The 25,673-nt window shown below is 66.6% G+C and carries 23 protein-coding genes and 1 tRNA gene; 15 read left to right on the forward strand and 9 right to left on the reverse strand.

The features are described 5' to 3' along the window. The 3 genes from VKZ87_RS12675 to VKZ87_RS12685 form a co-directional block, all read right to left on the reverse strand. Positions 1–683: hypothetical protein (locus VKZ87_RS12675; RefSeq protein ID WP_324221624.1), on the reverse strand; the 683-nt coding region annotated here is incomplete at its 3' end. 301 nt (positions 684–984) lie between these two features. Beyond that, positions 985–1,061: transfer RNA gene (locus tag VKZ87_RS12680), tRNA-Arg, on the reverse strand. 532 nt (positions 1,062–1,593) lie between these two features. After that, on the reverse strand, positions 1,594–2,568 hold the full coding sequence (locus VKZ87_RS12685; RefSeq protein WP_324221625.1) for an ABC transporter ATP-binding protein: 975 nt from the start codon (positions 2,566–2,568) through the stop codon (positions 1,594–1,596). A gap of 127 nt (positions 2,569–2,695) precedes the next feature. On the opposite strand from VKZ87_RS12685, the gene VKZ87_RS12690 reads away from it, so the two are divergent. Further along, positions 2,696–2,887: a zinc-finger domain-containing protein gene (locus VKZ87_RS12690; protein WP_324221626.1), complete on the forward strand. Its 192-nt coding sequence runs from the start codon at positions 2,696–2,698 to the stop codon at positions 2,885–2,887. A gap of 20 nt (positions 2,888–2,907) precedes the next feature. After that, positions 2,908–5,733, forward strand: coding sequence for a DNA polymerase I (gene polA / locus VKZ87_RS12695; protein ID WP_324221627.1), 2,826 nt, complete (start codon positions 2,908–2,910; stop codon positions 5,731–5,733). A 104-nt stretch (positions 5,734–5,837) separates the two neighbouring features. Here the strand turns inward: polA and VKZ87_RS12700 are convergent, their stop codons facing one another. Beyond that, a complete protein-coding gene (locus VKZ87_RS12700; RefSeq protein WP_324221628.1) occupies positions 5,838–6,233 on the reverse strand; it encodes a hypothetical protein in 396 nt (131 codons plus the stop codon). Positions 6,234–6,352: 119 nt separating this feature from the next. Between VKZ87_RS12700 and VKZ87_RS12705 the strand changes: the two genes are divergently transcribed. Both VKZ87_RS12705 and VKZ87_RS12710 read left to right on the forward strand, forming a co-directional pair. Then, positions 6,353–7,444 (forward strand): malate/lactate/ureidoglycolate dehydrogenase, encoded by a 1,092-nt coding sequence (locus VKZ87_RS12705; RefSeq protein ID WP_324221629.1) that lies wholly within the window; start codon positions 6,353–6,355, stop codon positions 7,442–7,444. Continuing rightward, the gene (locus VKZ87_RS12710; protein WP_324221630.1) at positions 7,441–8,226 is read left to right on the forward strand and encodes a 2-keto-4-pentenoate hydratase; all 786 of its coding nucleotides are present in this window, start codon (positions 7,441–7,443) and stop codon (positions 8,224–8,226) included. Before VKZ87_RS12705 ends, VKZ87_RS12710 begins: the two co-directional genes overlap by 4 nt. A gap of 2 nt (positions 8,227–8,228) precedes the next feature. On the opposite strand, the gene VKZ87_RS12715 is transcribed toward VKZ87_RS12710, so the two are convergent. Beyond that, the gene (locus VKZ87_RS12715; protein WP_324221631.1) at positions 8,229–8,705 is read right to left on the reverse strand and encodes a (2Fe-2S)-binding protein; all 477 of its coding nucleotides are present in this window, start codon (positions 8,703–8,705) and stop codon (positions 8,229–8,231) included. 94 nt (positions 8,706–8,799) lie between these two features. Between VKZ87_RS12715 and VKZ87_RS12720 the strand changes: the two genes are divergently transcribed. The 6 genes from VKZ87_RS12720 (at position 8,800) to VKZ87_RS12745 (ending at position 12,613) form a co-directional block, all read left to right on the forward strand. Further along, a complete protein-coding gene (locus VKZ87_RS12720; protein WP_324221632.1) occupies positions 8,800–9,816 on the forward strand; it encodes an NAD(P)-dependent alcohol dehydrogenase in 1,017 nt (338 codons plus the stop codon). Between the two features lie 101 nt (positions 9,817–9,917). Then, positions 9,918–10,199 carry a GNAT family N-acetyltransferase gene (locus VKZ87_RS12725; RefSeq protein ID WP_324221633.1) on the forward strand — a complete coding sequence of 94 codons (282 nt, stop codon included), beginning with the start codon at positions 9,918–9,920 and terminating at the stop codon, positions 10,197–10,199. 145 nt (positions 10,200–10,344) lie between these two features. Continuing rightward, entirely contained in the window at positions 10,345–11,292 is a 948-nt protein-coding gene (locus VKZ87_RS12730; RefSeq protein ID WP_324221634.1) for a co-chaperone YbbN, read from the forward strand. Beyond that, complete coding sequence (locus tag VKZ87_RS12735) at positions 11,289–11,963, forward strand: LON peptidase substrate-binding domain-containing protein (protein ID WP_324221635.1); 675 nt, start codon at positions 11,289–11,291, stop codon at positions 11,961–11,963. The genes VKZ87_RS12730 and VKZ87_RS12735 overlap by 4 nt, the downstream gene beginning before the upstream one ends. 10 nt (positions 11,964–11,973) lie before the next feature. After that, positions 11,974–12,207, forward strand: a complete 234-nt coding sequence (locus tag VKZ87_RS12740; protein ID WP_324221636.1) for a Trm112 family protein — start codon at positions 11,974–11,976, stop codon at positions 12,205–12,207. After that, on the forward strand, positions 12,194–12,613 hold the full coding sequence (locus VKZ87_RS12745) for a gamma-butyrobetaine hydroxylase-like domain-containing protein (RefSeq protein WP_414655651.1): 420 nt from the start codon (positions 12,194–12,196) through the stop codon (positions 12,611–12,613). Before VKZ87_RS12740 ends, VKZ87_RS12745 begins: the two co-directional genes overlap by 14 nt. Before the next feature lie 150 nt (positions 12,614–12,763). Here VKZ87_RS12745 and VKZ87_RS12750 read toward each other — a convergent pair whose 3' ends face one another. Next, positions 12,764–15,139, reverse strand: coding sequence for a PAS domain S-box protein (locus VKZ87_RS12750; RefSeq protein ID WP_324221637.1), 2,376 nt, complete (start codon positions 15,137–15,139; stop codon positions 12,764–12,766). Positions 15,140–15,285: 146 nt separating this feature from the next. Next, entirely contained in the window at positions 15,286–16,536 is a 1,251-nt protein-coding gene (locus tag VKZ87_RS12755) for a UbiH/UbiF/VisC/COQ6 family ubiquinone biosynthesis hydroxylase (RefSeq protein ID WP_324221638.1), read from the reverse strand. A 97-nt stretch (positions 16,537–16,633) separates the two neighbouring features. Here VKZ87_RS12755 and VKZ87_RS12760 point away from each other — a divergent pair, with 97 nt between their 5' ends. The 5 genes from VKZ87_RS12760 to VKZ87_RS12780 all read left to right on the forward strand — a co-directional run bounded on the left by VKZ87_RS12760 (position 16,634) and on the right by VKZ87_RS12780 (position 23,099). After that, on the forward strand, positions 16,634–17,497 hold the full coding sequence (locus VKZ87_RS12760; RefSeq protein WP_324221639.1) for a DUF1194 domain-containing protein: 864 nt from the start codon (positions 16,634–16,636) through the stop codon (positions 17,495–17,497). A 146-nt stretch (positions 17,498–17,643) separates the two neighbouring features. Next, entirely contained in the window at positions 17,644–18,606 is a 963-nt protein-coding gene (glpX, locus tag VKZ87_RS12765) for a class II fructose-bisphosphatase (protein WP_324221640.1), read from the forward strand. Between the two features lie 7 nt (positions 18,607–18,613). Further along, positions 18,614–20,251, forward strand: a complete 1,638-nt coding sequence (locus VKZ87_RS12770) for an alpha-D-glucose phosphate-specific phosphoglucomutase (protein ID WP_324221641.1) — start codon at positions 18,614–18,616, stop codon at positions 20,249–20,251. A 17-nt stretch (positions 20,252–20,268) separates the two neighbouring features. Further along, positions 20,269–21,927 carry a glucose-6-phosphate isomerase gene (pgi, locus tag VKZ87_RS12775; protein WP_324221642.1) on the forward strand — a complete coding sequence of 553 codons (1,659 nt, stop codon included), beginning with the start codon at positions 20,269–20,271 and terminating at the stop codon, positions 21,925–21,927. Between the two features lie 35 nt (positions 21,928–21,962). Beyond that, positions 21,963–23,099 carry a hypothetical protein gene (locus VKZ87_RS12780; RefSeq protein ID WP_324221643.1) on the forward strand — a complete coding sequence of 379 codons (1,137 nt, stop codon included), beginning with the start codon at positions 21,963–21,965 and terminating at the stop codon, positions 23,097–23,099. Between the two features lie 15 nt (positions 23,100–23,114). Here VKZ87_RS12780 and VKZ87_RS12785 read toward each other — a convergent pair whose 3' ends face one another. After that, complete coding sequence (locus VKZ87_RS12785; RefSeq protein ID WP_324221644.1) at positions 23,115–24,515, reverse strand: hypothetical protein; 1,401 nt, start codon at positions 24,513–24,515, stop codon at positions 23,115–23,117. Next, positions 24,512–25,621, reverse strand: coding sequence for a hypothetical protein (locus VKZ87_RS12790; RefSeq protein WP_324221645.1), 1,110 nt, complete (start codon positions 25,619–25,621; stop codon positions 24,512–24,514). Before VKZ87_RS12790 ends, VKZ87_RS12785 begins: the two co-directional genes overlap by 4 nt. Positions 25,622–25,673: the final 52 nt, after the last annotated feature.

Raw genomic sequence — 25,673 nt, forward strand, 5'->3', positions numbered from 1 at the left:
TTTTGCTCTTCAAAACTGTAAAACTCTACGGCTTCAGCAACAATCTTGGCAGGAACTTCTACTGACAATGCTGATTTAGCAAATCTGGTAAATTGCCCAATCGGGTCGACTTTAAAGTCTTCGTACCAAAAAATCTCCTTAGGCACTCCCGACCAAGATTCGTAGAACCGCACCGCCCTCTCCAAAATGCCGTCGTGCAGGCACTCCTCAAAGGTGGCGTAAACGTCTCTACGCTTTGCGTAATAGGAGTAAAGTGCGGATGGTATGTCGCGAGCCACCATTATCGTTCTAGCTCGATCAAGACCCCATAATGGAGACTCGCCGCGATAACCATGGGTGTGAAGGCAATAGTCTCTGGGGATGCCAAGCTGGCTTAAGGGAGGAGCCTTTGCCGCGCGCGCGTCCGCTGGGTGAAACAGCGTTACTGGCTTTACTTCGCTTCCTTTGTATTGGCCAGATTCTTTGTACTCAATTTTATATTCACCTGTTAGGTGCTTCACCACCGCATAAGTTGTTACGTCGGTGGTCCAGTTCCACCCTGAAGAGGGAAACGACGCGATCAAGGTGGTGTTGGTTTTATCGCAGGCGACTAACCTCAGGTAATCAAGCGATCTCGTATTCATCCCCTTCTTCTTGGAAGGCATTATTATGCTTTTTGCCAATCTCAGCGACTGAACTAACATGCTTATTTCTCCATTGCTGAGCAGCTAGATAAAGTCCGGCGGCCTCACTGCGACGACAAGCAAATCCGACGCGATCGCCTTCGAATTGCTTCCTTTGACCCTGCCACACTTCAAACAATGACCACTCCGGGCCGACAGGCTCTAAGTGGTCTCAGGCCTCCTTGACAAAGAAGGATACGATGAAACTCGCCTCACGCTTCGAAGCGGCAACTTGCAGTGGCGCCGAATTGTTAGCCATGCCGAACGTGCCCGCCGTGAAGCTGATCTCCACCTCGAACACGCTGAACCATGCGATGGCATATGGCGCACCCGACAAGATTCGAACTTGTGACCTCTGCCTTCGGAGGGCAGCGCTCTATCCAGCTGAGCTACGGGTGCCTGGCCGGGGGCGGACCTTAGCGACCAGCCCGCCCCGATGCAAGGCCGACCGGCCGGTGCCCATACCGCTCCTGTCGCGCTCCATCGTGCCAATTGCAGGTCTATCTGCACCTATCTGCGGCTTATCTGCGCTTAAGTTAACCCTGCTTCGGCCTATTCCTGCTTATTCCTCCCTGTTTCCGCTTACTCCTGTTATTCCGGCCTGTCCGCCGTCCCCCGCCTCATGCACACAGGTGCATCGGCGAGGCGCGCATGATGGATGTCTCAATGTCCTTCCGGCGCCGCGACGAAACCTGGTCAGCCGCAGCCATCCGGTACCGCTGGCGCTCACCGGCAGGGTGCTCAGATTTGATTCGTTACGAGTGGGTACGCTGTACTCTGAGCGTTACCCGCCATCGGATTGTCCCGCGACTGCAGAGCCCGGCGTGCGCTCACAGGGAGAATAAACAAAAAGAGAACATTCGGCAAGCAGAATATGCAGAATACTGCTGTATTCCACTGCCTGTCCCCGCATCCCAACGTGAGGAATCCCTCACCCCTGCCGGCGCGTCAGCTCCAGGAACAGGTCTTCCAGATCGGCTTCCTGGGTCGAAAGGTCGGCGATCTCCAGACCGGCCGACTGGATACGCGCCAGCACGGTGGCAAACGGCGTCACGCTGGGACGGTAATGCAGGCGCAGGCGCCGCGGCCCGAGCAGTTCCGCCTTCAGGTCGGCGAGGACGGCCGGCGGCGCGTCGAGATCGGCGCCGAGGGTGAGAATCACGTCCTTGCGGTCGAGCCGCGCCAGCAGGGCCGGCGTCTCGTCGCTCGCCACCACGCTGCCGTGGTTGATGATGGCGATGCGGTCGCAGAGCGCCTCGGCCTCTTCGAGATAATGCGTGGTCAGCACCACCGTGGTGCCGGCGGCGTTGAGCTGGCGCACATAGGCCCAGAGCTGCTGGCGCAGTTCGATGTCGACGCCGGCGGTCGGCTCGTCCAGCACCAGCACCGGCGGCGCATGCACAAGTGCCTTCGCCACCAGCAGACGCCGCCGCATGCCACCCGAAAGCGTGCGCGCATAGGCTTCCGCCTTATCGCTCAGGCCCACCGCGGCGAGGATCTCGTCGGTGCGGCGCTCGGCCTTCGGCACGCCGTAGAGGCCGGCCTGGAATTCCAGCGCCTCGCGCGGCGTGAAGAAGGGATCGAGATTGAGTTCCTGCGGCACCACGCCGATGGCGGCACGGGCGCGGCGCGTGTCGGAATCGATGTCGTGACCCCAGATCGCGGCCCGGCCCGAGGTCTTGCGCACCAGGCCGGCGAGAATGTTGATCAGCGTCGACTTGCCGGCGCCATTGGGACCCAGCAGGCCGAAGAAGGAGCCGCGCGGCACCTCGAGACTGACGCCCTTCAGCGCCTGCTTCGCGCGGGCACCCCGGCCGTAGACTTTCACCAGGTCGCGCACCGCAATGGCAGCGCCTGCCAGCGGCGGAGAATCGGCTTCAGGCCCGGAAATGGCGGTTTGCGGCATGAAATTCACGGCGGACCCGCCGCTCCTGACGGCCTGTAGGACTGGCGTTCGAGGGACTGCTGCGCTAGGTATCACCTCGCGCCCGGAGGGTCAAACCGGCCGCACTTGCGAAGCGGAGACCAGCGTCATGCAAGCTACCAAGCCAGCCCCTGTCGAGACCATCACCGTGGAGAGCCCGGTCGTGGCCTGTGATGGCGGCGGCGGTCCGCTCGGGCATCCGCGGGTCTACCTCAACATGGGCAACAAGACCGACATCGAGTGTCCCTACTGCAGCCGTCGCTACGTGCTGGCCGCGGGCGCTCACGGCCATCACCACTGACGGCCGGCGGCTTGGCCGGCATGGCAGGCAAGCACCGCCTCTACCTCGTCGACGGCTCGGGCTACATCTTCCGCGCCTATCACGCGCTGCCGCCGCTGACGCGCAAATCCGACGGCATGCCGGTGGGCGCCGTCTCCGGCTTCTGCAACATGCTGGCTTCCCTGCGCGACAAGGCCGAGCATGACGAGGCTGTCAGCCACATGGCGGTCATCTTCGATGCCGCGCGCGAGAATTTCCGCAACGAGATCTATCCGCAGTACAAGGCCAACCGGACCGAGACGCCGGAAGACCTGATTCCGCAGTTCAAGCCGATCCGCGCCGCCTGTGCCGCCTTCGGCCTCGCCGCCATCGAGAAGGACGGCTTCGAGGCCGACGACCTGATCGCCTCCTACGCGAAGCTGGCGGAAGCCCAGGGCATCGAGACCTGCATCGTCTCCTCCGACAAGGACCTCATGCAGCTGGTGCGCGAAGGCGTCGGCATGATGGATCCGATGAAGGACAAGTCGATCGGCCGCGCCGAGGTGGAGGAGAAATTCGGCGTGCCGCCGGAGAAGGTGGTCGACGTGCAGGCGCTGGCCGGCGACAGCACCGACAACGTGCCCGGCGTACCCGGCATCGGCATCAAGACCGCGGCCGAACTGATCCGCACCTTCGGCGATCTCGAGACGCTGCTGGCGCGGGCGCACGAGATCAAGCAGCCGAAGCGGCGCGAAAGCCTGATCAACTTCGCCGAGCAGGCGCGCATCTCCTACCAGCTGGTACGGCTGAAGGACGACGTGCCACTCGAGCTCGGGCTCGACGACCTGAAGCTGGGCCCGGTGGAATGGCCGAAACTGGCGGCCTTCCTCGACGAGATGGAATTCCGCACCCTCAAGGGACGCATCGAGAGCCGGCTGAAACTGCGCGGCAACGCCTCGGTGGCGGCGGGCGCGATGGCGGCGCAGCCGGCGCCGGTGACGCCGATCGCCTTCGAGGGCGAAGGCGGACCGGAGACGCCGCCGCTCTCGCCGCCGCCGGAAGGCTACGGCATGGTGCAGGATCTCGACAGCCTGCGGGCCTGCGTGGCGCGCGCCTATGCCACCGGCATCGTCGCCATCGACACCGAAACCACCGACCTGTCGCCGACGCGGGCGAAACTGGTCGGCATCTGCCTCGCCACCACGCCGGCCGAGGCCTGTTACGTGCCGCTCGGGCATGTGAAGCCGGGCGGCGGTCTCGATCTCGCCGGCGACGGCGCGCTGAAGCAGATCCCGCTCGATGAGGCGCTGGCGGTGCTGAAGCCCATGCTGGCGGATCCCGCCGTGCTGAAGGTCGGGCAGAACATCAAGTACGACATGGCGGTGCTGGCGCAGTACGGCATCGAGATTGTCGGCTACGACGACACGATGCTGATGTCCTACGTGCTGGATGCCGGCAAGCATGGCCACGGCATGGACGAGCTTTCGGAACGCCATCTCGGCCATACGCCGATCTCCTACGATCAGGTGACCGGCACCGGACGCAACCGCATCACCTTCGACCAGGTGCCGCTCGAGAAGGCGCGCGATTATGCTGCCGAGGATGCCGACATCACGCTGCGGCTGTATTACCGGCTCAAGCCACGGCTGCTGACCGAGAAGCAGGTGACGCTCTACGAGACGATCGAGCGGCCGCTGCCGGCCGTGGTCGCCGCGATGGAATGCGCGGGCATCAAGGTCGATCCGGCCGAGCTGAACCGCCTGTCGGCCGATTTCGCGCAGCGCATGGAAGGCTTCGAGAAGAAGGCGCATGAACTGGCCGGAGAGCCGTTCAACATCGGCTCGCCCAAGCAGCTCGGCGAGATCCTGTTCGACAGGATGGGCCTGCCCGGCGGCAAGAAGGGCAAGACCGGCGCCTATGCCACCGGAGCCGACATCCTCGAGGAACTGGCGGCGCAGGGCCATGACCTGCCGCGCGTCGTGCTCGACTGGCGCCAGCTGCAGAAGCTGAAGAGCACCTATACGGACGCGCTGCTGCAGCAGATCAACCCGAAGACCGGCCGGGTGCATACCTGCTACTCGATCTCGTCCACCAATACCGGGCGCTTCGCCTCCAACGATCCGAACCTGCAGAACATCCCGATCCGCACCGAGGAAGGCCGCAAGATCCGCCGCGCCTTCATCGCCGAGCCGGGCCACAGGCTGATCTCGGCCGACTATTCGCAGATCGAGCTGCGCATCCTCGCCCATATCGCCGACATCGCGGCGCTGAAGCAGGCCTTCCACGAAGGCCTCGACATCCACGCGCTGACCGCCAGCCAGGTGTTCGACACGCCGATCGAGGGCATGGACCCGAGCGTGCGGCGCGCCGCCAAGGCGATTAATTTCGGCATCATCTACGGCATGAGCGCCTTCGGCCTCGCCGCCCAGCTCGGCATCCCGCAGGGCGAGGCGAAGGCCTATATCGACGCCTATTTCCGGCGCTATCCCGGCATCCGCGACTACATGGACCGCACCAAGAAGCAGGTGCGCGAGCGTGGCTATGTCAGCACCCTGTTCGGCCGCCGCGTGCATTTTCCCAACATCAACACGAAGAATCCCGCCGAGCGCGCCTTCTTCGAGCGCGCGGCGATCAACGCGCCGATCCAGGGCTCGGCCGCCGACATCATCAAGAAGGCGATGGGCCGCCTGCCCGCCGCGCTGCAGGCGGAAGGCCTGAAGGCCCGCATGCTGCTGCAGGTGCATGACGAACTGGTCTTCGAGGCACCGGATGCGGAAGTGGAAGCCACCATCGCGGTGGCGAAACGTGTGATGCAGAACGCGGCCTCGCTCGCCGTGCCGCTCACCGTCGAGGCCAATTCAGGCCTGAACTGGGACGACGCGCATTAAAGGAAGACGTGGATGGCCGGGACAAGCCCGGCCATGACATCTGTATTCCGGTCAGAAACTTTTTATTGTCATGCCCGGGCTTGACCCGGGCATCCACGAGTTTTTTACGGCACGCAGCGCTGCACGATGGCGCCGCAGGGTTCCAGCGTCTCGCGTCCGGTCGAGGTGCGGCCACGGAACTCCACCTGGGTCACCCGGCCCTGCTGCAGCACGAAGATCGCCTCGCAATACCGGAAATAGTCGTAGGATGCCTCGCCGCGGTTGGTCGGCGTGTAGCCGACATCCGACACCGCGGCGGCCGAGCGGCTCGTCTCGCGGAAATAGCTCCACAGATCGATGCCGTTCTCGCGATTGGTCGCCGTCGGCTGGCCGGCGCAGGCCTGCAGCTGCTCGGCGGTGAAGCCGATCATGCGGGTGCGGGCTGCCTCCGCCTTGTCGGCCAGCGGCGAGGCGCAGGCGGCAAGCGGCAGCAGCAGGACGGCGGAAAGAGCGCGGCGCATCGCCTCACTCTGCCGCATTGCCGCGGGGCGGTCAAAGGGCGGCTGAAAGGGATTCCCGGCTGGTGATTGTCGAGCCGTGCCGCTTCCGCTTAAATCCCGGCAAGCCGACAGGAGGAATCATGGCTGCCCCCATCGTGATCGAAGCCGTCAAGCTCAGGGCCGCCGTGCGCCATATCGTGCTGGCCGGCGGCAGCAACGAACGGGAAGCGGCGCTGGTGGCCGACAATCTCGTGCTGGCGAACCTGACCGGCCATGACAGCCACGGCATCGGCATGCTGCCGCAATACATCCTCGCCGTGGTGGAGAAGCGGCTGACCGTGAATGCCGCGCCGACGGTGACCGGCGACCACGGCGCCATCCTCAATCTCGATGGCAACATGGGTTACGGCCAGGTGATTGGCCATGACGCGATGGAGCTCGGGATCCGCCGGGCGCGCGAGCTGGGCGTCTGCATCGTGAGCCTGCGCAACAGCCACCATATCGGCCGCATCGGCCACTGGGGCGAGCAATGCGCCGCGGCGGGCTTCGTCTCGACGCATTACGTGAACGTGGTCGGCCGGCCGCCGCTGGTGGCGCCCCATGGCGGCTCGGATGCGCGCTTTGCCACCAACCCCTATTGCTGCGCCCTGCCCGCCACCGAGCCGGGCGGCGAGCCGCTGGTGCTCGACATGGCGACGTCGAAGATCGCCATGGGCAAGGTACGCGTCGCCATGAACAAGGGCGAGCAGGTGGCGCCCGACACGCTGATCGACGCGCAGGGCAATCCGACCACCGAGCCGCGCACCATGTTCAGCCAGCCGATGGGCGCGATTCTCGCCTTCGGCGGCCACAAGGGCTACGGGCTGGCGGTGATCGCCGAGCTGCTGGCGGGCGCCTTCACCGGCGGCGGCACGATCCATGACGGCAACTGGACGCGCAACACCATCACCAACAACATGCTCTCCGTCATCGTCGATCCGGCGAAACTCGGCGGCGCAGCGAACTGGCGCGACGAAATGGCAGCCTTCGTGAAATGGGTGAAGGCATCGAAGCCGGCGCCCGGCACCGACGAGGTGCTGGTGGCGGGCGAGCCCGAGCGCCGCGCGAAGGCAAAGCGACTGGCCGAGGGCGTGCCGGTCGATCCCACCACCTGGGGCGAGATCGTCGCGGCCGGCGAGTCGGTCGGCATCAGCGCCTCGCAGACCAACGCCGCCGCGGGAATCGCCACATGAAAGTGAAAGCCGTCATCGATGCCGCCGCCCGCCTGCGCCAGGCGGAGGAGAGCGGAACCCCCTGCGCCAACCTGCGCGACCTGTTCGACGCCGAGGACATCGCCGCGGCCTATGCCGTGCAGACCGCCAACCGCGACCACTGGCTGAAAGCAGGCCGCCGTCCGGTCGGACGCAAGATCGCCCTGAGCGCCAAGGGCGCGCAGGCGATGTTCAGAACCACCGAGCCGGCCTACGGCATGCTCTATGCCGACATGCTGCTCGGCGACGGCGACGAGGTCGCCAAAGGTCGCGTACTGCAGCCGCGGCTGGAAGGCGAGGTCGCCATGGTGCTGGACCGCGACCTCGACATGGAGGAACCGACCCTGGTCGACGTGCTGCGCGCCGTCGGCTACTGCCTGCCCGCCATCGAGATTGTCGGCTGCCGCATCGCCAGTCTCGACACGAAGCTGGTCGACCTCGTGGCCGACAATGCCGGCGGCGGCCTGTTCGTGCTCGGCGGGCCGGCGCGCAAGCTGGACGGCCTCGACCTGCGCCGCATGACCATGGTGATGACGAAGAACGGCGAGCAGGTGGCCCAGGGCACCGGTGCCAATGTCGCCGGCTCGCCGCTCAATGCGCTGGCCTGGCTGGCGGCCAGGCTGGTCACCGACGGCCAGCCGCTGAAGGCCGGCGACGTGGTGATGACCGGCACCTATTTCGCGATGCAGCCGGCCGCGCCCGGCGACCAGATCGAGGTGATCGCCGAAGGCCTCGGCCGCTGCAGCGTGAGCTTCGCGGCGTAAGCCTACCCGCGCGCCAGCTCCGCGGCGCGGTGGATGGCGGCGCGGATATCCTGGTAGGTACCGCAGCGGCAGAGATTGGTCATCGCCGCATCGATCTCCTCGTCGGTCGGATTGGCGGTCTCCTGCAGCAGGGCGACGGCGGCCATGATCTGGCCCGACTGGCAGTAACCGCATTGCGGCACGTCCAGCTCGGCCCAGGCGCGCTGTACCGGATGCGTCGGCATGCCATCGGCATCCCGCGTGGCCGACAGGCCCTCGATGGTGAGGATGGCCGCGCCCTCGGCAATATCGGCGACCGGCAGCGAGCAGGAGCGTACCGGCTCCCCGTCGATCAGCACCGTACAGGCGCCGCAGACGGCGATGCCGCAGCTGTATTTCGTGCCGGTCAGGTTCAGCACGTCGCGCAGAACCCAGAGCAGCGGCATCTCGCCTTCCACCTCGACGGTGACGGGCTTGCCGTTGATGTTCAGCACAGGCATGGCAGGGACTCCTCGGATGCCGCACCCTAGCATGACTGGACGGCAAAATCCCCAGGCGGCACAATCGGCGCCCAAAGATCCAGGAGGAAACGGCATGCGCGCCATCGAGTTGCAGGCTTTTGCGGTCGACCGCCTGGTGATGGCGGAGCGTCCGCAGCCGGAGCCGAAGCCCGGCGAGGTGCTGGTCGGGGTCAGGGCCTGCTCGCTCAACTACCGCGACTGGCTGATGGTGCAGGGCGCTTACAACCCGAAACAGAAGCTGCCCCTCGTTCCGCTGTCGGACGGTGCCGGCGAGGTGATCGCGGTCGGCCCAGGCGTCAGCGGCTTCAAGCCGGGCGACCGCGTGGTCCCGCATTTCTTCCCCAACTGGTCCAGCGGCGAGCCCAGCGCCGAACGCTTCAGCGTCTCCATGGGCGGACCGTATGACGGCTGGCTCTGCGAACAGCGGACCTACCCCGCCCATGCGCTGGCCAGGATTCCCGACCATCTCGACTTCGCCGAGGCCGCCACCCTGCCCTGCGCGGCACTGACCGCCTGGAGCGCCATCGTCACCCTGGGCAGGGTGCAACCGGGCGACCTCGTGCTGGTGCAGGGCACCGGCGGCGTGTCGCTCTTCGCGCTGCAGTTCGCGAAGCTCGCCGGTGCGGAAGTCATTGTCACCTCGTCCAGCGACGAGAAGCTCGAGAAGGCGAAGGCACTGGGCGCCGATCACGGCATCAACTACCGCAACACCCCGGAATGGGGCCGCGCGACGCGGACGATCACCGGCGGCCGGGGCGTCGACCATATCGTCGAGGTCGGCGGCGCCGGCACGCTGAACCAGTCGATCCGCGCCATCCGGCCCGGCGGCACGATCAGCATGATCGGCGTGCTGTCGGGGCCGACGAGCAACGACCTGCTGCTGCCGCTCGTCGTGATGCAGCAGGTGCGGCTGCAGGGCGTCACCGTCGGATCGAAAGACGGCTTCGACGCCATGCTGCGCGCCATGAGCCAGGCGAAGATGAAACCGGTGCTGGATCGCAGCTTCGATTTCTCGGAAAGTGGCGTGCGCGAGGCCTATCAGCACATGGGCAAGGGCGCGGCCTTCGGGAAAATCACGGTTTCCGTGTAACTCCGGGCGTCCATGGCCTTCGCGGCTGAAACCGGCTACCCTTCCGGCGCCGCTGAACGCGGCGGCAGGGAACGCCGGACGGCGGTGCAGGTTGAGGGATCATGAGCAATCCGGTGCGCGACAATCCCGGTCTTAACCGGTACGAACTCGAGGTTGATGGACAGATCGTGTTCGCCAATTACCGGCGCCGTGACGGCACGCTGGTCATCACCCATGTCGAGGCCCCCGTGCCGCTGCGCGGCACCGGCGCCTCGCACCGGCTGATGCAGGGACTGATGGACATCGTCCGGCAGGACGGCATGAAAGTCGTTCCGCTCTGCGGCTTTGCCTCGGCCTGGATCCGGCGCCACAAGGATTACGCCGACCTGCTGGCCGAGCGCTGATCCGGACAACCCTGCTTGTATGGCCTGACCGGCTGCCTATATTTGGCGGTAGACCGCAACAAACGGCCCGGGCGGTTGGCTTTTACCGGCCCGGCCATTATCTCTGAGCCATTCGCACGCTTTCCAACCGGAAGAAGACCTGATCATGGAACTTGGACTGACACCCGCCTCCCCTGCCACCGGCGCTGCCGCCGGCGCCCAGAACGGCGCCGCGGGCGCGGTCAAGGATGCCGACATCACCACCTTCATGCAGGATGTCGTCCAGGCTTCGATGCAGGTGCCGGTCATCGTGGATTTCTGGGCACCCTGGTGCGGCCCCTGCAAGCAGCTCGGGCCGGCGCTGGAGAAGGTCGTCAAGGCGGCCAATGGCAAGGTCCGCCTCGTCAAGGTCAACATCGACGATCCGAAGAACCAGCCGCTGGCGCAGCAGCTGCGCATCCAGTCGATCCCGGCGGTTTACGCCTTCTCCAAGGGGCAGCCGATCGACGGCTTCGTCGGCGCGCTGCCCGAAAGCCAGCTGAAGAAGTTCGTTGAAGGCCTGACCGGCGGCGCACTGGAAGGCGACACGGCCGGGCAGATGATCGAGGCCGGCAAGGCCGCGCTCGGCGCGCAGGACTGGACCGCGGCGGCCCAGGCCTTCTCGACCGCCCTCGGCGCGGAACCCGAGAATGTCGCGGCGCTTGGCGGCCTCGCCCGGGCGCTCGTTGGCATGGGCGAAATCGAGGAAGCCAGGGAAGTGCTGAAGCAGGTGCCGGAGGCGCAGGCGGGCCACGCCGATGTGGCGGCCGCGCGCTCGGCGATGGAGCTGCTCGAGCAGAGCGCCGGTGCTGCAGACCAGCTGCAGCCGCTGGAAGCCGCCGTCAACGCCAATCCGGACGATCACCAGGCCCGCTACGACTATGCCCTGGCCTTGGTCGGCGCGCAGCGCAACGAGGAAGCGATGAACCAGCTGCTCGAGCTGGTGAAGCGCGACCGCAAATGGAATGACGAGGCTGCGCGCAAGCAGCTGGTCAAGATGTTCGAGGCGCTCGGCCCCATGGATCCCCTCGTCGTGGATGCGCGCCGGCGCCTGTCGTCGATCCTGTTCGCATGAGCAGTGAGGAAGAGGCAGCCGCTCCCGTCGATCCCGGCAGCCTGAGCCGCGTCATCCCCATCTTTCCGCTCAGCGGCGTCTTGCTGCTGCCGCGCGGCCTGCTGCCGCTGAACATCTTCGAACCCCGCTATCTGGCGATGACGCGCGATGCGCTCAGCGGACACCGGCTGATCGGCATGATCCAGCCCGTCGAGAGCGGCCGCGGCAGGCAGCCCGATGTCTACAGCATCGGCTGCGTCGGCGAGATCGCATCGGCGGCGGATACATCCGATGGCCGCATCCTGATCACCCTGCGTGGCCTGTGCCGCTTCGCCGTCGAGGCGGAACTGGACGTCGATACGATGTACCGGCAGGTGACGGCGGATTACAGCCGCTTTGCCGCCGACGCAGTGCCGGCGCCCGCCGGGCAGTTCAGCCGTGACCGGCTGCTGAACGCGCTGCGCGCTTACTGCACGCGGCACAACCTGCCGGCCGACTGGGACTCGATCAACGCCGCCGGCGACGAGCTGCTGGTGCATTCGCTCTGCATGATCTGCCCCTTCACGCCGGGCGAAAAACAGGCTCTGCTCGAGGCTGCCGATTTCCCCGCGCGGGCCGAGATGCTGATCACGCTGCTGGAAATGGCGCTGCTCGACAATGTCGGACCGCAGCAGGGACGCAACCTTCATTGAGAAGACTGTCATGAGCGACACGCCCGCACAGACCCCGAACACGGCTTCCTCCCCGGTCGATCCGAAGCTGCTGGAGCTGCTGGTCTGCCCGGTGACCAAGGGCCCGCTGGTTTATGACCGCGAGCGCAACGAGCTGGTCAGTGAGAAAGCCGGCCTTGCCTATCCGATCCGCGACGGCATCCCGATCATGCTGGTCGACGAGGCGCGCCAGCTGGACGACACGCCGGCCCATGCCGGAGCCTGAGCATCGCAGCGACATGAACGAGGATTCGCCCTATCAGCGCGCCGGCCGCCCGGCCTGCTCGGAATTGCGCTACGTCTCGGCCGACAAGCGGCTTGAAGTCAGCTTCGCCGATGGCAAGCAGTTCAGCTTCACGGCGGAATTCCTGCGCGTTGAAAGTCCCTCGGCCGAGGTCCAGGGCCATGGCCCGGGACAGAAGACCCTGGTGCCCGGCCGGCGCCATGTCGGCATCATCGGCATCGAGCCGGTCGGCACCTATGCCGTGCGGCTGCGCTTCGACGACCTGCACGATACCGGCATCTACTCCTGGGAATGGTTCTATGACCGCGGTCATGACCAGGACGCGCTCTGGGCCGATTACCTGCAGCGCTTGGAAGCCCGCGGCCTCAGCCGCGATCCGCGGCGCTAGAGGCCAGGCGCGCGCCGGGCGCCACAAGTAACAGCCGATCAGAGCCACGAGCAGGCCGAGGGTCAGCCAGAACGGCGCGTCTGCCGGCTGAGGTGTGATCACGCCAGTGCCCTCGGCCACCAGCATCCAGGTCCCTTGAATGTACGGGCCTCAGCTCGTCCGCCGCCCCAGCTCGGCCTCCAGCGCGGTCACCAGTTCCTCGATCCGGTAGGGTTTGGGCAGGATGCGCAGGCCATGAGCCTCGGCAATCCCCTCCCCGTAACCCGTGGTCAGCACAACGGGAAGATGCGGCTGGATGCGCCGGGCTTCCTCGGCCAGCTTCACCCCGTTGCTGCCGCCAGGCAGCACGACATCGCTGAACAGCAGGTCGATGGGCTGGCCGCCCGGCTTGCGACTGTCTGAGAGGACACGCAGCGCTTCGTCGGCATTGCCGGCGCAGGCAACCACATAGCCGATATTCTCCAGCGCCGGGGCCACCAGCGCGATGGTCAGGGGATCGTCCTCGACCACCAGAATATGCTGCTTCTGCGACACCGCCATGGACATCTGGCCGTCCCGCCTGGCGAGCTTCGCCGACCGGGGCCGTCTGGTGCTGCGCGGCAGCAGCAGGGTGACGGTCGTGCGTCCCGGCTCGGAGTCGATATGGACAACACCGCCGGACTGGCGCGCGAATCCGTAGACCTGACTCAGACCCAGGCCTGAGCCGAGGCCGCTGGGCTTGGTCGTGAAAAAGGGCTCGAAAACCCGGGCGAGAATCTCGGGCGGCATGCCGGTGCCGCTATCGGTCACGCGCAGGCGGAGATAGCTCCCCTCCGGAATGTCCGACCGGTCCCCGACCATCACCTCGACATTGTCCGCGGCGATCACGAAGCGCCCGCCGTCGGGCATGGCGTCGCGGGCATTGGCGGCGAGATTGATCAGCGCCAGCTCGAACTGCGTCGGGTCGACCTCGACCGCCCAGAGATCGGGCCCGAACTCGGTGGCAATGGCGATGTCGGCGCGCAGCACGCGGGCCAGCAGGCCGGACATGCTGAGGATCTGGCTCGGCACGTCGATGACCTCGGTGCGCACCGCCTCGCGTCGCGCAAAGGCCATCAGCTGCCGCGTCAGCTTGGCGCCGCGCGAAATCGCCTGGAAACCGGCCTCCAGCAGCGGGCGCAGGCGGGCATCATTGCTGCGCCGGTCAACCATCTGCAGGCAGCTCGACAGCGCCTGCAGCAGATTGTTGAAGTCGTGCGCGACGCCACCGGTCAGCTGGCCGATGGCCTCCATCTTCTGCGCCTCGGCCAGCGCGGCGAAGGCCTGCTCGCGTTCGGCCACCGCCTGCTCGACGCGCTTCTCGAGTTCTTCGTTCAGGCGCCGCAGTTCGTCTTCCATCACCTTGCGGTCGTGGATGTCGGTGCTTGCGCCCGACCATCCTATGATCGCCCCGGAATCGTCGCGGATCGGAGCGGCGCGCACGAGAAACCAGCGCCAGGCGCCATCCGCCCGCCGGTACCGCGCCTCGACTTCATAGCCGGTATTGTCCTTCTGCGCCTTGCGCCAGGCGGCCTTGATCACCGCGACATCGTCCGGATGCACGCCTTCGACCCAGCTTCTGCTGCTCGCCTCGTCCGGAGTGAGCCCGCTGTATTCCAGCCAGCGATCATTGAAATAGCCCGACGGCCACGCCTGGTCCTTGCTCCAGACAATGGCGGGCACGACATTCGCCATCGTGCGGAAGCGCTGCTCGCTTTCGGCGAGCGCCTTCAAGGCCGCTTTCTGCTGGGTCATGTCCTGCACGATGCAGATGTAGCGGCGCTCCGCCTGCTGCAGCCGGGCAAAGCGGATGAAGACCGGCACCCGGCTGCCATCCCGGCGAATGTATTCCTTCTCGTAGGCATCGCAGACGCCGTCGGCATCGGCCTGCGCGAGATGCGCCGCCTCGACATCCGCGTATTCCGGCGGTGTGACCGTTGCCCAGTTCGCCAGACCGTCATCAAGCTCCCTGCGCGAATAGCCGGTCATCGCAAGATAGGCGTCATTCGCTTCGAGGATGTGACCATCGGCGTCGGTTACTGCAATTCCCACCAGATTCGAATCGGCAAGCCGGCGCAGCCGGACTTCGCTGCGTTCCAGCGCCATCCGGAGGTCCCGCTCCCCGGTGCGGTCCGAGATCACGATCCCGATGCCGGGACCAAGCGGAAAAATCCGCAGCATCGCCCGGCGCCGGGGATTCACGATGGAATCCATCTCGCGCTCGATCTCGCGCCCGGTCTCGAAAACCGCGCGACAGTATTCCGCGACGACGGAGCTGCGCACCGGGGAGAAGACATCGAAGAAGCTGCGGCCGATCACCGATGCGCGTTTCAGCTCGAACCAGTATTCCGCAGCCGCATTGAAGTGGACGATGCGCCAGCCGGTGTCCAGGGCATAGAAGCAGTCGCCGATGCGATCGAGGACAGGTGCGATCCGATCAAGCGCCGCCTGCGTCGCGGCCATGTCGCTGTCCGTCTGCGGATCGGATTGCAGATCCGTTGCCACCATGAGGCCCCCTTCCGGCATCCGGATGCTACACACAAGCCCGGACTGCCGCCAAACCCTTTCCTGCCCGGCTGGCCAGAGCCTGCCGTCGCGGCACGTCCCCGCGGTACGCGTCATGGTCGCGTGCCGACCGATTCGGGTTGTGGAGGCTAGAGTCGTTCGCCGCGCAGCAGCCGCGGCAGGGTGCCGAGATCGCCCATCGCATGCCGCATGAACAGCTTCTTCAGCGGCGGCAGGCGCTCCACCACGCCCAGGCCGAGATCGCGAGCGATTCGCAACGGCGCGATGTCGTTGGAGAACAACCGCGTCAGTCCGTCGGTGACGGCGCTGAGCACAAGCGTATCGGTGCGGCGCCACCGGGCATAGCGCTCCAGCACATCGGCCTGCCCCGGATCGAGTCCGAGTCGCCGCGCCTCCACCAGCGCCTCGGTAAGCGCGGCGATGTCGCGCAGGCCGAGATTGAGGCCCTGTCCGGCAATCGGATGAATCCCGTGGGCGGCATCGCCGATCAGCGCCAGCCGGTGATCGGTATAGCGCTCGGCATGCAGGAAGGTGAGCGGATAGGACCAGCGCGGCCCCACCACATGCGCCTCGCCATATCCGTCGCCGAAACGGCGGCGCATCTCGGCCTGGAAGTCGGCGTCGTCCAGCCCCATGATCGTGGCGGCCCGCTCGGTCGGCTCGGTCCAGACCAGCGACGAGCGATGCACGCCGTTCTCGTCATCGGTCATCGGCAGGATTGCGAAAGGCCCTGCCGGCAGAAAACGCTCCTGCGCCGCGCCCTCGTGGGGCAGTTCATGGGCCACCGTGCAGACGATGCCGGTCTGATCGTAGGACCAGGTGGTGGTCCGGATGCCCGCCTGCTCCCGCATCGCCGACTGGCGGCCATCGGCCCCGATCACCAAGCGTGCCCGCAGCTGCCGCCCGTCGGCCAGCGTCAGCTGCGCCGGCGCGCCGGAACCGGGCAGCCCGCGGTCCACCTTTGCCACTGTCATGGGCGCGATCAGCTGCGCGCCGGGCAGCTCCGCGAGCGCATCCTGCTGCGCCTGCCGCATGATGCGGTTTTCCACCATATAGCCGAACGGGGCGTCGCCGAGGTCACGATGGTCGTAATGCAGGAACAGCAGCGAGTCGCCGTCCGAGACCCGAATATCCCACATCGGCTGCGCCTCGCGCACATGGCGCCACAGACCGATGGCCTCCAGCATGCGCTGCGAAGCCAGCGCGATCGCCGATACCCGGCCGTCGAAGCCGGCACGCAGCACGCGGGCAGGATCCTCGCGGTCGATGATGGCGACAGACATGCCGTGGCTGGCCAGGGCGATGCCCTGGGTCAGCCCGGCGAGGCCGCCGCCCACGATGACGACATCGAAAAGCTCTGTTCGCGCGGAAGGTTCCATGGCCGTACCATCGGCAAGTCGGGCGAGGCTGTCCAGTCCCGGCGCCGCCCTGCGGATTTGGTTGGACGGCGCGCCGGGACGGGTCTAGCCTGCCGGCATGCAGCGGCGATCGCCTGTCGTCTCGATGCTGGCATGGCTTGCGGCCACCCTCCTCCTCACCGGAGCGGCGGCAGCACAGCGTGCTGCTCCCGAACGCGTCGCCAATGTCGACATCGAACTGATCCTGGCAGTCGACATTTCCGGCAGCATCGACCCCGACGAAGCCCGGCTGCAGCGCGACGGCTATGCCCGCGCCATCGCCGACCCCGCAGTGGTAAAGGCGATCCGCAGCGGCGTGCATGGCCGCATAGCGGTCAGCTATTTCGAATGGGCCGATGCAATGACCCAGGGCAGCCTGGTGGAGTGGATGCTGATCTCCGACCAAGCCAGCGCGGAAGCCGTGGCGCGCCGGCTGCTGGAGCATCCGATCCGCACCGCGCGGCGCACCAGCATTTCCGGGGCCATCCAGTATGCCATCCCGATCTTCGGCAGCGGCGAATACCGGGGCGTGCGCCGCGTGCTGGACATCTCCGGCGACGGCCCGAACAACGACGGCCCCCGCGTCGACCTGGTACGTGACCAGGCGCTGGCGGCCGGCATCGTCATCAACGGCCTGCCGATCATGAACGGCCGGGTCAATACCTGGGGCTTCCCGGTCCTCGAGGATCTCGACCTCTACTACGAAGGCTGCGTGATCGGCGGACCGGGATCCTTCGTCGTGGTGGCGGAAAGCTTCGACACCTTCTTCGAGGCGGTCCGCCGCAAGCTGATCCTGGAGATCGCCTCCGCCCCGCATGTCCCGCCGGCCTGGCAGCAGGGCGGCCCGGTGATCAGGACGCAGTCCGGCAGCCGCTACGCCAGGGGCTGCGATATCGGCGAGCGCCAGAGCAATGAATTCTGGCGTCGCCGCTTCGACCAGTAGCGCCGGCCACCGGCCCAGGTCTTCGCCCCCGGGCAAATCACAGCGCCCGGCCTTGGCCTTGCCCGTTTTTTGCCGTATTCCCGGGGAATAAAAACCGGCCATTCGGCCTACCTCTTTCTGCCGTCAGCTCTGGGGAGTTCCCGACCATGTCCACGCGTCCCGGTCCGTTCGACCGCGCCGATTTTCCCTTTGCCCTGCGTCTGGTGACCGAAGCCGCCGCCCTGGCCGCCTATGACTGGGTCGGCCGCAGCAAGAAGGAAGAAGGCGACGGCGCCGCCGTCGAAGCCATGCGCAAGGCGCTGGGCTGCATCAACGTCAATGCCGTGGTGATGATCGGCGAGGGCGAGAAGGACAAGGCGCCCCTGCTCTATCGCGGCGAGCGCATCGGCTCGGGCGAACCGGAAATCGAGATCGCGGTCGACCCGATCGAGGGCACGACCAACATGGCGAACGGCGTCGATAATTCCATGGCGGTGCTCGCCATGGCGCCGCGCGGCTCGATGTTCGACCTCGGCCCCAGCTTCTACATGGACAAACTGGTGGTGCCCGCGCCCGCCAGAGGCAAGATCGATCCGGCCTGGCCGGTGAAGAAGAAGCTGGAGGCGCTGAGCCAGGCCCTGAACAAGCCGGTCTCCGAGCTGCGCATCTTCGTGCTCAACCGCAAGCGCCACCATGCCATGATCAAGGAGATCCATGACGCCGGCGCCCGGACCATGCTGCAGGAGAACGGCGACGTCGCCGGCGCCTTCATGGCGCTGCAGAAGGGCGGCAACGTCGACGCGCTGTTCGGTACCGGCGGCTCGCCGGAAGGCATCATCACGGCGATCTTCACCCGCGCCATGGGCGGCGAATTCTTCGGCCGCGTCGATCCGCAGGGCGAGGACGAAGCCGCCAGGGTGAAGGACTTCGGCCTCGATCCGGCGCGGTGGATGAGCGGCAGCGAGCTGGTGAAGAGCGACGATGCCATCTTCGTCGCCACCGGCATCAATTCCGGGCCGCTCTGCCGCGGCGTCTCCTTCGAAGGCAACTTCGCGCGGCTGCACACCGTCATCCTGATGGCGAGAAACGGTGCGCGCTACGATCTGGTGAGCCGGATTCCGCGCGGCTGATCCCGCCATGGCCATCCGCGAGGTCCCGATCAAGCCCTTCGCCGGCCAGAAGCCCGGCACGTCCGGCCTGCGGAAGAAGGTCAGCGTCTTCCGCCAGCCCGGCTATCTGGAAGCCTTCGTGCAGTCGGTGTTCGATACGCAGGACAACCTGCGCGGCGGCACCCTGGCGCTGGGCGGCGACGGCCGCTACTTCAACCGCACGGCCATCCAGATCATCCTGCGCATGGCGGCAGCCAACGGCGTGGCCCGTGTGCTGGTCGGCCGGGGCGGCATCCTCTCGACGCCGGCAGCCAGCGCGGTCATCCGCGCGCGCAGGGCGCAGGGCGGCCTCGTCCTCTCGGCCAGCCACAATCCCGGCGGGCCCGACGGCGATTTCGGCATCAAGTACAATGTCGCCAATGGCGGGCCGGCGCCGGAAGCCGTGACCGGGGCGATCTACGGCCGCACGCAAACGATCGACCGCTACCGGACGGTCGACGCCGCCGAGCTGAACCTGGATGCGATCAGCGAGCAGACGCTCGAAGGCATGACGGTCGAGGTGATCGATCCGGTCGGCGACTATGCCGTGCTGCTGCAGCAGCTGTTCGATTTCGACGCCATCGCGGCGATGCTGAAGCGGCCCGATTTCCGCTTCCGCTTCGATGCCATGCACGCCGTCACCGGCCCTTACGCGAGGCGGCTGCTGATCGACATGCTGGGCGCCCCGGCAGGCTCGGTGATCAATGCCGAGCCGAAGGAGGATTTCGGCGGCGGCCATCCCGACCCCAATCCGGTTTACGCGAAGGCGCTTTACGACGACGCCGTCGTGCACGGGAAACTGGATTTCGCCGCCGCCTCGGACGGCGACGGCGACCGCAACATGATCCTCGGCAAAGGCATCGCGGTCTCGCCCAGCGACAGCCTGGCCGTGCTGGCCGCCAACGCAACGCTGGCGCCGGGCTATGCCAGGGGCATCGCCGGCATAGCGCGCTCGATGCCGACGAGCCGGGCGGCCGATGCGGTGGCGGCCGCCCTCGGTGTGCCCTGCTTCGAGACGCCGACGGGCTGGAAATTCTTCGGCAACCTGCTCGATGCCGGCCGCATCACGCTCTGCGGCGAGGAAAGCTACGGCACCAGTTCGGACCATGTGCGCGAGAAGGATGGTCTCTGGGCCGTTCTGTTCTGGCTGAACGTGCTGGCGAAATCACCGGGCGAGACGGTGAAGTCCATCCTGCAGGCCCATTGGCGCCGCTTCGGCCGTCACTACTACACACGACATGATTACGAGGCGGTGGATGCCGCGCTGGCGCAGCAGGCCATGGATGCCCTGCGCGCCGCCCTGCCCGGCCTGCCAGGCAGCAACATTGGCGATCTGACCATCACTGCCGCCGACGACTTCGCCTATCGCGATCCGATCGACAACAGCGAGAGCCGGGGCCAGGGTCTGCGCATCATCTGCGGCGACCGGGCGCGCATCATCGCGCGCCTGTCGGGCACCGGAACCGAGGGTGCGACGATCCGGTTGTATTTCGAAGCCTTCGAACCCGATCCGGCCCGGCAGCAGGACGACGTGCAGCAGCGGCTGAAACCGCTGATCGACTTTGCCGAAGCGAAAGCCGGTATACGTGCCCGCACCGGCCGCAGCGGGCCGGACGTGATCACATAGCCAACCAGAGGGGACCGATGACGACGCAGCCGCCGCCGATCGACCAGACTCCCGCCTGGCGGGCCCTTGCCGCCCATGCCTCCGCCATCCGGCAACGTCATCTACGCGACATCTTTGCCGCCGATCCGCAGCGCTTCGAACGCTTCTCCTTCCGCTGCGACGATCTGGTGCTCGACCTGTCGCGGCAGCGCCTGGAGCAGGAAACGCTGTCTCTGCTGCTCGATCTGGCACGCGAGGCCGATGTCGCCGGCTGGCGCGACCGCATGCTGGCCGGCGAGCGCATCAACACCACCGAGGATCGCGCGGTGCTGCATACCGCCCTGCGCCTGCCCCGGGAAAGCAGCCTGACCGTGGATGGCGAGGATGTCGTGCCGGCGGTGCACCGCGAGCTGCAGCGCATGGCGGAAATGGTGGAAGCCATCCGCGGCGGCGCCTGGCGCGGCGCCACCGGCGAGCGCTACCGCCATGTCATCGCCATCGGCATCGGCGGTTCCGACCTGGGTCCGCGCATGGTGACCGAGGCGCTTTCCGCCTACCGGCAGCCCGGGCTGGACATCCACTTCGTCAGCAATGTCGATGGCGCCGATATCGCCCGCGTGCTGGCCATCTGCGATCCCGCCGCGACGATGGTGATCGTCTCGTCGAAGACGTTCACCACCCAGGAGACCATGGCCAACGCCGAAACGGCCCGCGCCTGGCTGCTGGAGCGGCTCGGGTCGGGGGCGGACTGGACGAAGCATTTCCTCGCCATCTCGGCCAATCGCAGCGTGCCGGGCAAGTTCGGCATTCCCGAAAACGGCGTGCTGCAGTTCTGGGACTGGGTCGGCGGCCGCTACTCGCTGTGGTCGGCGATCGGCTTTCCCATCGCTCTCGGGATCGGCATCCAGGGTTTCCGCGACCTGCTGGCCGGAGCGCATGCCATGGACCGGCATTTCGCCGAAGCGCCGGCGGAGCGTAACCTGCCGGTCCTGATGGCTCTGGCCGGGATCTGGAACATCAACTTCCTTGGCCATACCGCGCTGGCGGTCCTGCCCTATGACCAGGGCCTTGCCCGTCTTCCCGCCTACCTGCAGCAGGCCGACATGGAGAGCAACGGCAAGTCGGTCGACCGCTGGGGCCGGAGCCTCGGCTATGCCACCGGGCCGGTCGTCTTCGGCGAACCGGGCACCAACGGACAGCATGCCTTCTACCAGCTGCTCCACCAGGGGCCGCAGATCATCCCCGCCGATTTCATCGTGCCGCTGTCCGGCGCCTACAAGCTGGGCCAGCACCAGGAGATGCTGCTGGCCAATGCCTTCGCCCAGGCGGAGGCGCTGATGCGCGGCCGCACCCGCGAGGAATCGGAAGCCGAGCTGCTGGCCTCCGGCATGGCGCCGGAGAAGGCGGCGGCGCTGGCGCCCCACCGGGTGTTCAGCGGCAACCGGCCGAGCACCACGATCGTCCTGCCGCGGCTGGATCCCTATCATCTCGGCATGCTGATCGCCCTCTATGAGCACAAGATCTTCGTCCAGGGGGCGATCTGGGGCATCAACTCCTTCGACCAGTGGGGCGTCGAACTGGGCAAGCAGCTGGCCAAGCCGATCCTCGAGGAACTGCTGGATCCGGCGCTCGAGCATCCCCATGACCCGTCGACACGGGCCATGATCGCCATGGCGCGGGCACGACCGAACGCGTAAGCTGCGTCCCGGGGTAACGGGACAGGCAAACCGGCATGAGCGAAGCCGATGCCGTGCGCCAGGGCATGCGGGAGATTGACTTCGTCCTGCATTCCTCATGGCGGCTAGGAAAGAACATCGTGGCGGGCTGGACCTATCAGGGCAGCCGCGTCAGTTTCTGCTTTTCCGAGGCCTATAACGTGCTCGGCCAGGCCGAGCAGCAGCCGCGCCTCATCCGCGGCAAGCGCATGATGGGCGCACGCACCTTTGCCGAGACCTGCAAGCTGCTACGCACGCGCGCGGTCACCATGGACCTGCCGTTCAGCATCGGCCAGGGCAGTCGCGACGTCAGCCCGCTCCAGATCGAGAACCTGGTCAAACGCTATACCGTGATCTCGACCACCAGCCGGGCGGTTATCCTGTTCGACATCGTCGGCTTCTCGAAGCATACGCCGCTGGAGCAGGTCGCCCAGCTGAGTTCGCTGGAATACAGCATCAATGCCGCCAACAAGCGGCTGAACGAAGCAGGTCTGCGGACGGAACTGGCGCGCTCCACCGTGGGCGACGGCTTTTATGTCTGGAACCGCAACAAGGGCCTGGAGCACGATCTGCGCACCTGGCTGGCGCTAATCCTGATCCTCACCGACAACGCACTGGCGCGGCAGAAGGGCAATCCCCGGCTGGTGCCGACCCTGCGGGCCGCCTTCTCGGTCGGCAGCCATTTCTCCTACCACCAGGTGGAAGGCAACACCCCGCGCGGCTTCGAATACATCGTCGGCGACGTGACGATCGCCCTGGCACGTATCATCGCCAAGGCGATGCCCGGGCAGATCCTGCTCGGGCAGTTCACCCGGGATGCGACCACCGTCGGCCAGCCGGCCACCATTGATGCGCTCGGTTTCCTCGCCTATGCCGAGAAGCTGATACCGCGGCTGCTGGAGATCGAGGTCGGACATGCCGCGCTGGCGGCGATCCGCGCCGGCATCACCAAGCCGTCAGGGCCAGGACGCGGGGGCATCGGCGTGTACCGCATCCGCGACAAGCACGGCTATGCGCACCAGGCATTCAATATCCGCATCACGGTGGAGCGGACCGACATGAACCCGCTCAATCTCGGGCTGCTCAACGAGGATCTGAAGGGCTTCGACGCCGAGCCGGCCGCCTACAGCGCCAGGCCGGTCGCCGCCCGATAGGCTGCGCGCCGGCGCTCAGCCCGGCATCTTCTCCACGGCGGCCAGGCCGTCACGCATCAGCCTGCTGGCGGCGTTCGCGCCGCCCACCAGTTCCAGCAGGCGCACCGCGCCGTAGACCTGCTGCTTCGCGGCCTCGCGGCCCTGCGCGTTCAGCTTGCCAGCCTTGATATCGGCGATCAGCGCCGCGCCACGCTGCTCGGCCTGCTGCGCGAGGCTTTTCAGCGCATCGCCGACATCCTTTTCGGCGCCGATCTCACCGGCCACCCTAGCGACTTTCTGGATCGCATAGATCCGGTTCTCGGCCTCGACCTTGGCGTCATATGATGCCTGCCCGCCGGCGCTGCCCTCTGCGGGCGCCGCCAGCGCGGCGGCGATCTTGCTGTCCGCGCCGTCCAGCATGCCGGCCCTGACCATCTGGCGCAGCTTGGCGCCCGCGGCATCCATCTCGGGCTGCGGCCCGTCCGCCATGCCGTCGGCCTTGAGGCGGCCGATCATGCGCACGAAATCATCGACCATGCCGGCGATGTTGCCGTCATCCATCTTTGCCGGGTCGCTGCGGCCGATGGTCTTGAAGAAACGCTTGCTGTCGCCGCTGATCATGCGACGGACATACTGGCCCGGCGTGAGGCCGGCGATACCGGTCGGAAGGTCGTTCAGCGTGTCGAAGACCGGCAGCAGCTGGAACGGATTGGTCATCCGCGCGGCGGTGAAGGCGATCATGTATCCGGGCAGGCCGGCGCCGCTGCCGCACAGTGCGACATAGGCGTCCCTGATCGCCTCGATCTGCTCGTCGAGCAGTTTGCCCACCGGCTTGGGCGACAGCTGCGTGCGCAGCTCCTCCAGCGGCCCGGCAAGCTCCAGCATGCCCATCATGTCTACGAGGTCGAGCAGTACGGTCTCGCCGCCGAGTTTCGCGACAAGTTCGGCGCGATAGGCCGGGTCCGTGTCGGCACGGCTGGTCTGCTCGCGCAGGCAGCGCGCGGCGATGCTCCACAGGGTCGCACCGAATCTCGGGATGCGCGGATCGGCCTCCGTGCCGAGCGCCGGAGCGGGCGACTGGCGCAGGCTGGCTTCCAGCTCCTTCACCGCCGCCTGGTCGAGGCACTGCAGGACGAAATCCCAGCATGGCGCCAGCGAGCTGCGCGCGATGCGGCCGAACTGCTTCTCGTTGTCTTCCGGCAGGATCAGCAGATCCTCGAAGGGATGGCAGAAGATGCGCTGCAGGGTCAGATGGCGCGGCGGCCGCGTCTTCACCAGGCGCGGACGCAGCGCGCCGAGCGCCGCATCCGCCATCGCTGCGGAAAGCACGACGGCGCGCGACCGTTCGATAAGCAGCGTGAGCTGTGCGACCTTCTCGTCGGGGATTTCGAATAGCTTGCGTTCGATATCACGCAGCTCGGCGGCCAGATCGGTCATACCCGTCTCCGTTTCACGCTTTCGACGCGCCGGACCATTTCGCTGTCAAGAGCACCCGTATTCCACCCCTCGAGGGCGCGCACCTGCATGCGCGAATTCTCCTGCATCCCCTGCGCGTTCGGCCGGTTTGCAGCCTCCTTTTCCGGAATGATCGGCAGAATGCGGTAAATTTCCGTTACCGCTTCGCGCTGGGCGTCGCGGTCTCGATCCTCGGCATCGCGCCACAGCAGGACGATGAATTCCCATCCGTCCACGGTCCACCACAGCCGTTCGACATCCTTCTGGATGTTGGGCAGCGCCTTCTCCCAGTTGGCCAGCACGCGGTCGGGATAGTCGGCCGGCCGCAGCGCGGCGGCGATCAGGTCGCGGGCGAACTCGGCGCTGAAATAGGCGATCCGGCTGATGGCGCGGGCGAGCCCGGCTGCCTCCGACTTGTCGGTCTCGGCCCAGGCGCCGATGTTGTCGGCCAGCTCGGACATGCCGGTCACCATGCGGCGCAGCCGGCATTCCTTCGGCATACCGCCGAGGCCGAGCGGCGCCAGCACCTCGCCCCAGCGCTCCAGCCGGTTGTACAGCTCGTTGGCACTGGTGCCGAACCGCTGGGCGATTTCGCCCAGGGCGCTCTTGATCCGCTCGCGGCTGCCCGGCGCGGTGAACTCCGCCATCTTCATGGTCATCGCACCGGCCGCCATCTTTTCCAGCGCCTGGCGGAACAGGAAGAAGCGGGTCAGCAGAAGCTCCTCTTCCTCTTCCGCCAGAGCTTCCTGGGCCGAGCGCTGCGATTCCGGGCCGGCCAACCCGGTCTTCGCCGTCTCCAGGGTGGCGCGGCGGACATCCGGCGGCAGGCAAGAGCCATGCTTGAGGATCGCCTCCTGCAGGGCGCGGTCGTGCATGGTCAGCGAGAAGATTTCGGGCACGTCTTTCCAGCGGATGACGTAATTGCCCTTCACGCCCGAAAAGGCCGAGACCGTCAGTTCGAGGTTGTCGCGGTCGTCCTTGCGGATGCGCGCCTGGCTCAGCGCCGGCGTGGTAAAGGCGACAGCGGTGCCGCGTTCCTCGAACCTGGCAGGCTGAAACTGCTGCCCCGCTCCCTTCGGAAAGTTCATTCCCCCCGCCCTGATAGAATAACAAGCGCCCAAGGCCTACTTAAGCACAGGA

It is taken from the genome of Ferrovibrio sp., from assembly GCF_035304305.1.
In the GTDB taxonomy this organism is placed as follows: Bacteria; Pseudomonadota; Alphaproteobacteria; order Ferrovibrionales; family Ferrovibrionaceae; genus Ferrovibrio.

Coding starts and splice junctions, on each gene's coding strand:
- VKZ87_RS12685 (WP_324221625.1), bottom strand. CDS start 2,568: ATGCCGCAAACCGCCATTTCCGGGCCTGAAGCCGATTCTCCGCCGCTG.
- VKZ87_RS12690 (WP_324221626.1), top strand. CDS start 2,696: ATGCAAGCTACCAAGCCAGCCCCTGTCGAGACCATCACCGTGGAGAGC.
- polA (WP_324221627.1), top strand. CDS start 2,908: ATGGCAGGCAAGCACCGCCTCTACCTCGTCGACGGCTCGGGCTACATC.
- VKZ87_RS12700 (WP_324221628.1), bottom strand. CDS start 6,233: ATGCGCCGCGCTCTTTCCGCCGTCCTGCTGCTGCCGCTTGCCGCCTGC.
- VKZ87_RS12705 (WP_324221629.1), top strand. CDS start 6,353: ATGGCTGCCCCCATCGTGATCGAAGCCGTCAAGCTCAGGGCCGCCGTG.
- VKZ87_RS12710 (WP_324221630.1), top strand. CDS start 7,441: ATGAAAGTGAAAGCCGTCATCGATGCCGCCGCCCGCCTGCGCCAGGCG.
- VKZ87_RS12715 (WP_324221631.1), bottom strand. CDS start 8,705: ATGCCTGTGCTGAACATCAACGGCAAGCCCGTCACCGTCGAGGTGGAA.
- VKZ87_RS12720 (WP_324221632.1), top strand. CDS start 8,800: ATGCGCGCCATCGAGTTGCAGGCTTTTGCGGTCGACCGCCTGGTGATG.
- VKZ87_RS12725 (WP_324221633.1), top strand. CDS start 9,918: ATGAGCAATCCGGTGCGCGACAATCCCGGTCTTAACCGGTACGAACTC.
- VKZ87_RS12730 (WP_324221634.1), top strand. CDS start 10,345: ATGGAACTTGGACTGACACCCGCCTCCCCTGCCACCGGCGCTGCCGCC.
- VKZ87_RS12735 (WP_324221635.1), top strand. CDS start 11,289: ATGAGCAGTGAGGAAGAGGCAGCCGCTCCCGTCGATCCCGGCAGCCTG.
- VKZ87_RS12740 (WP_324221636.1), top strand. CDS start 11,974: ATGAGCGACACGCCCGCACAGACCCCGAACACGGCTTCCTCCCCGGTC.
- VKZ87_RS12745 (WP_414655651.1), top strand. CDS start 12,194: ATGCCGGAGCCTGAGCATCGCAGCGACATGAACGAGGATTCGCCCTAT.
- VKZ87_RS12750 (WP_324221637.1), bottom strand. CDS start 15,139: ATGGTGGCAACGGATCTGCAATCCGATCCGCAGACGGACAGCGACATG.
- VKZ87_RS12755 (WP_324221638.1), bottom strand. CDS start 16,536: ATGGAACCTTCCGCGCGAACAGAGCTTTTCGATGTCGTCATCGTGGGC.
- VKZ87_RS12760 (WP_324221639.1), top strand. CDS start 16,634: ATGCAGCGGCGATCGCCTGTCGTCTCGATGCTGGCATGGCTTGCGGCC.
- glpX (WP_324221640.1), top strand. CDS start 17,644: ATGTCCACGCGTCCCGGTCCGTTCGACCGCGCCGATTTTCCCTTTGCC.
- VKZ87_RS12770 (WP_324221641.1), top strand. CDS start 18,614: ATGGCCATCCGCGAGGTCCCGATCAAGCCCTTCGCCGGCCAGAAGCCC.
- pgi (WP_324221642.1), top strand. CDS start 20,269: ATGACGACGCAGCCGCCGCCGATCGACCAGACTCCCGCCTGGCGGGCC.
- VKZ87_RS12780 (WP_324221643.1), top strand. CDS start 21,963: ATGAGCGAAGCCGATGCCGTGCGCCAGGGCATGCGGGAGATTGACTTC.
- VKZ87_RS12785 (WP_324221644.1), bottom strand. CDS start 24,515: ATGACCGATCTGGCCGCCGAGCTGCGTGATATCGAACGCAAGCTATTC.
- VKZ87_RS12790 (WP_324221645.1), bottom strand. CDS start 25,621: ATGAACTTTCCGAAGGGAGCGGGGCAGCAGTTTCAGCCTGCCAGGTTC.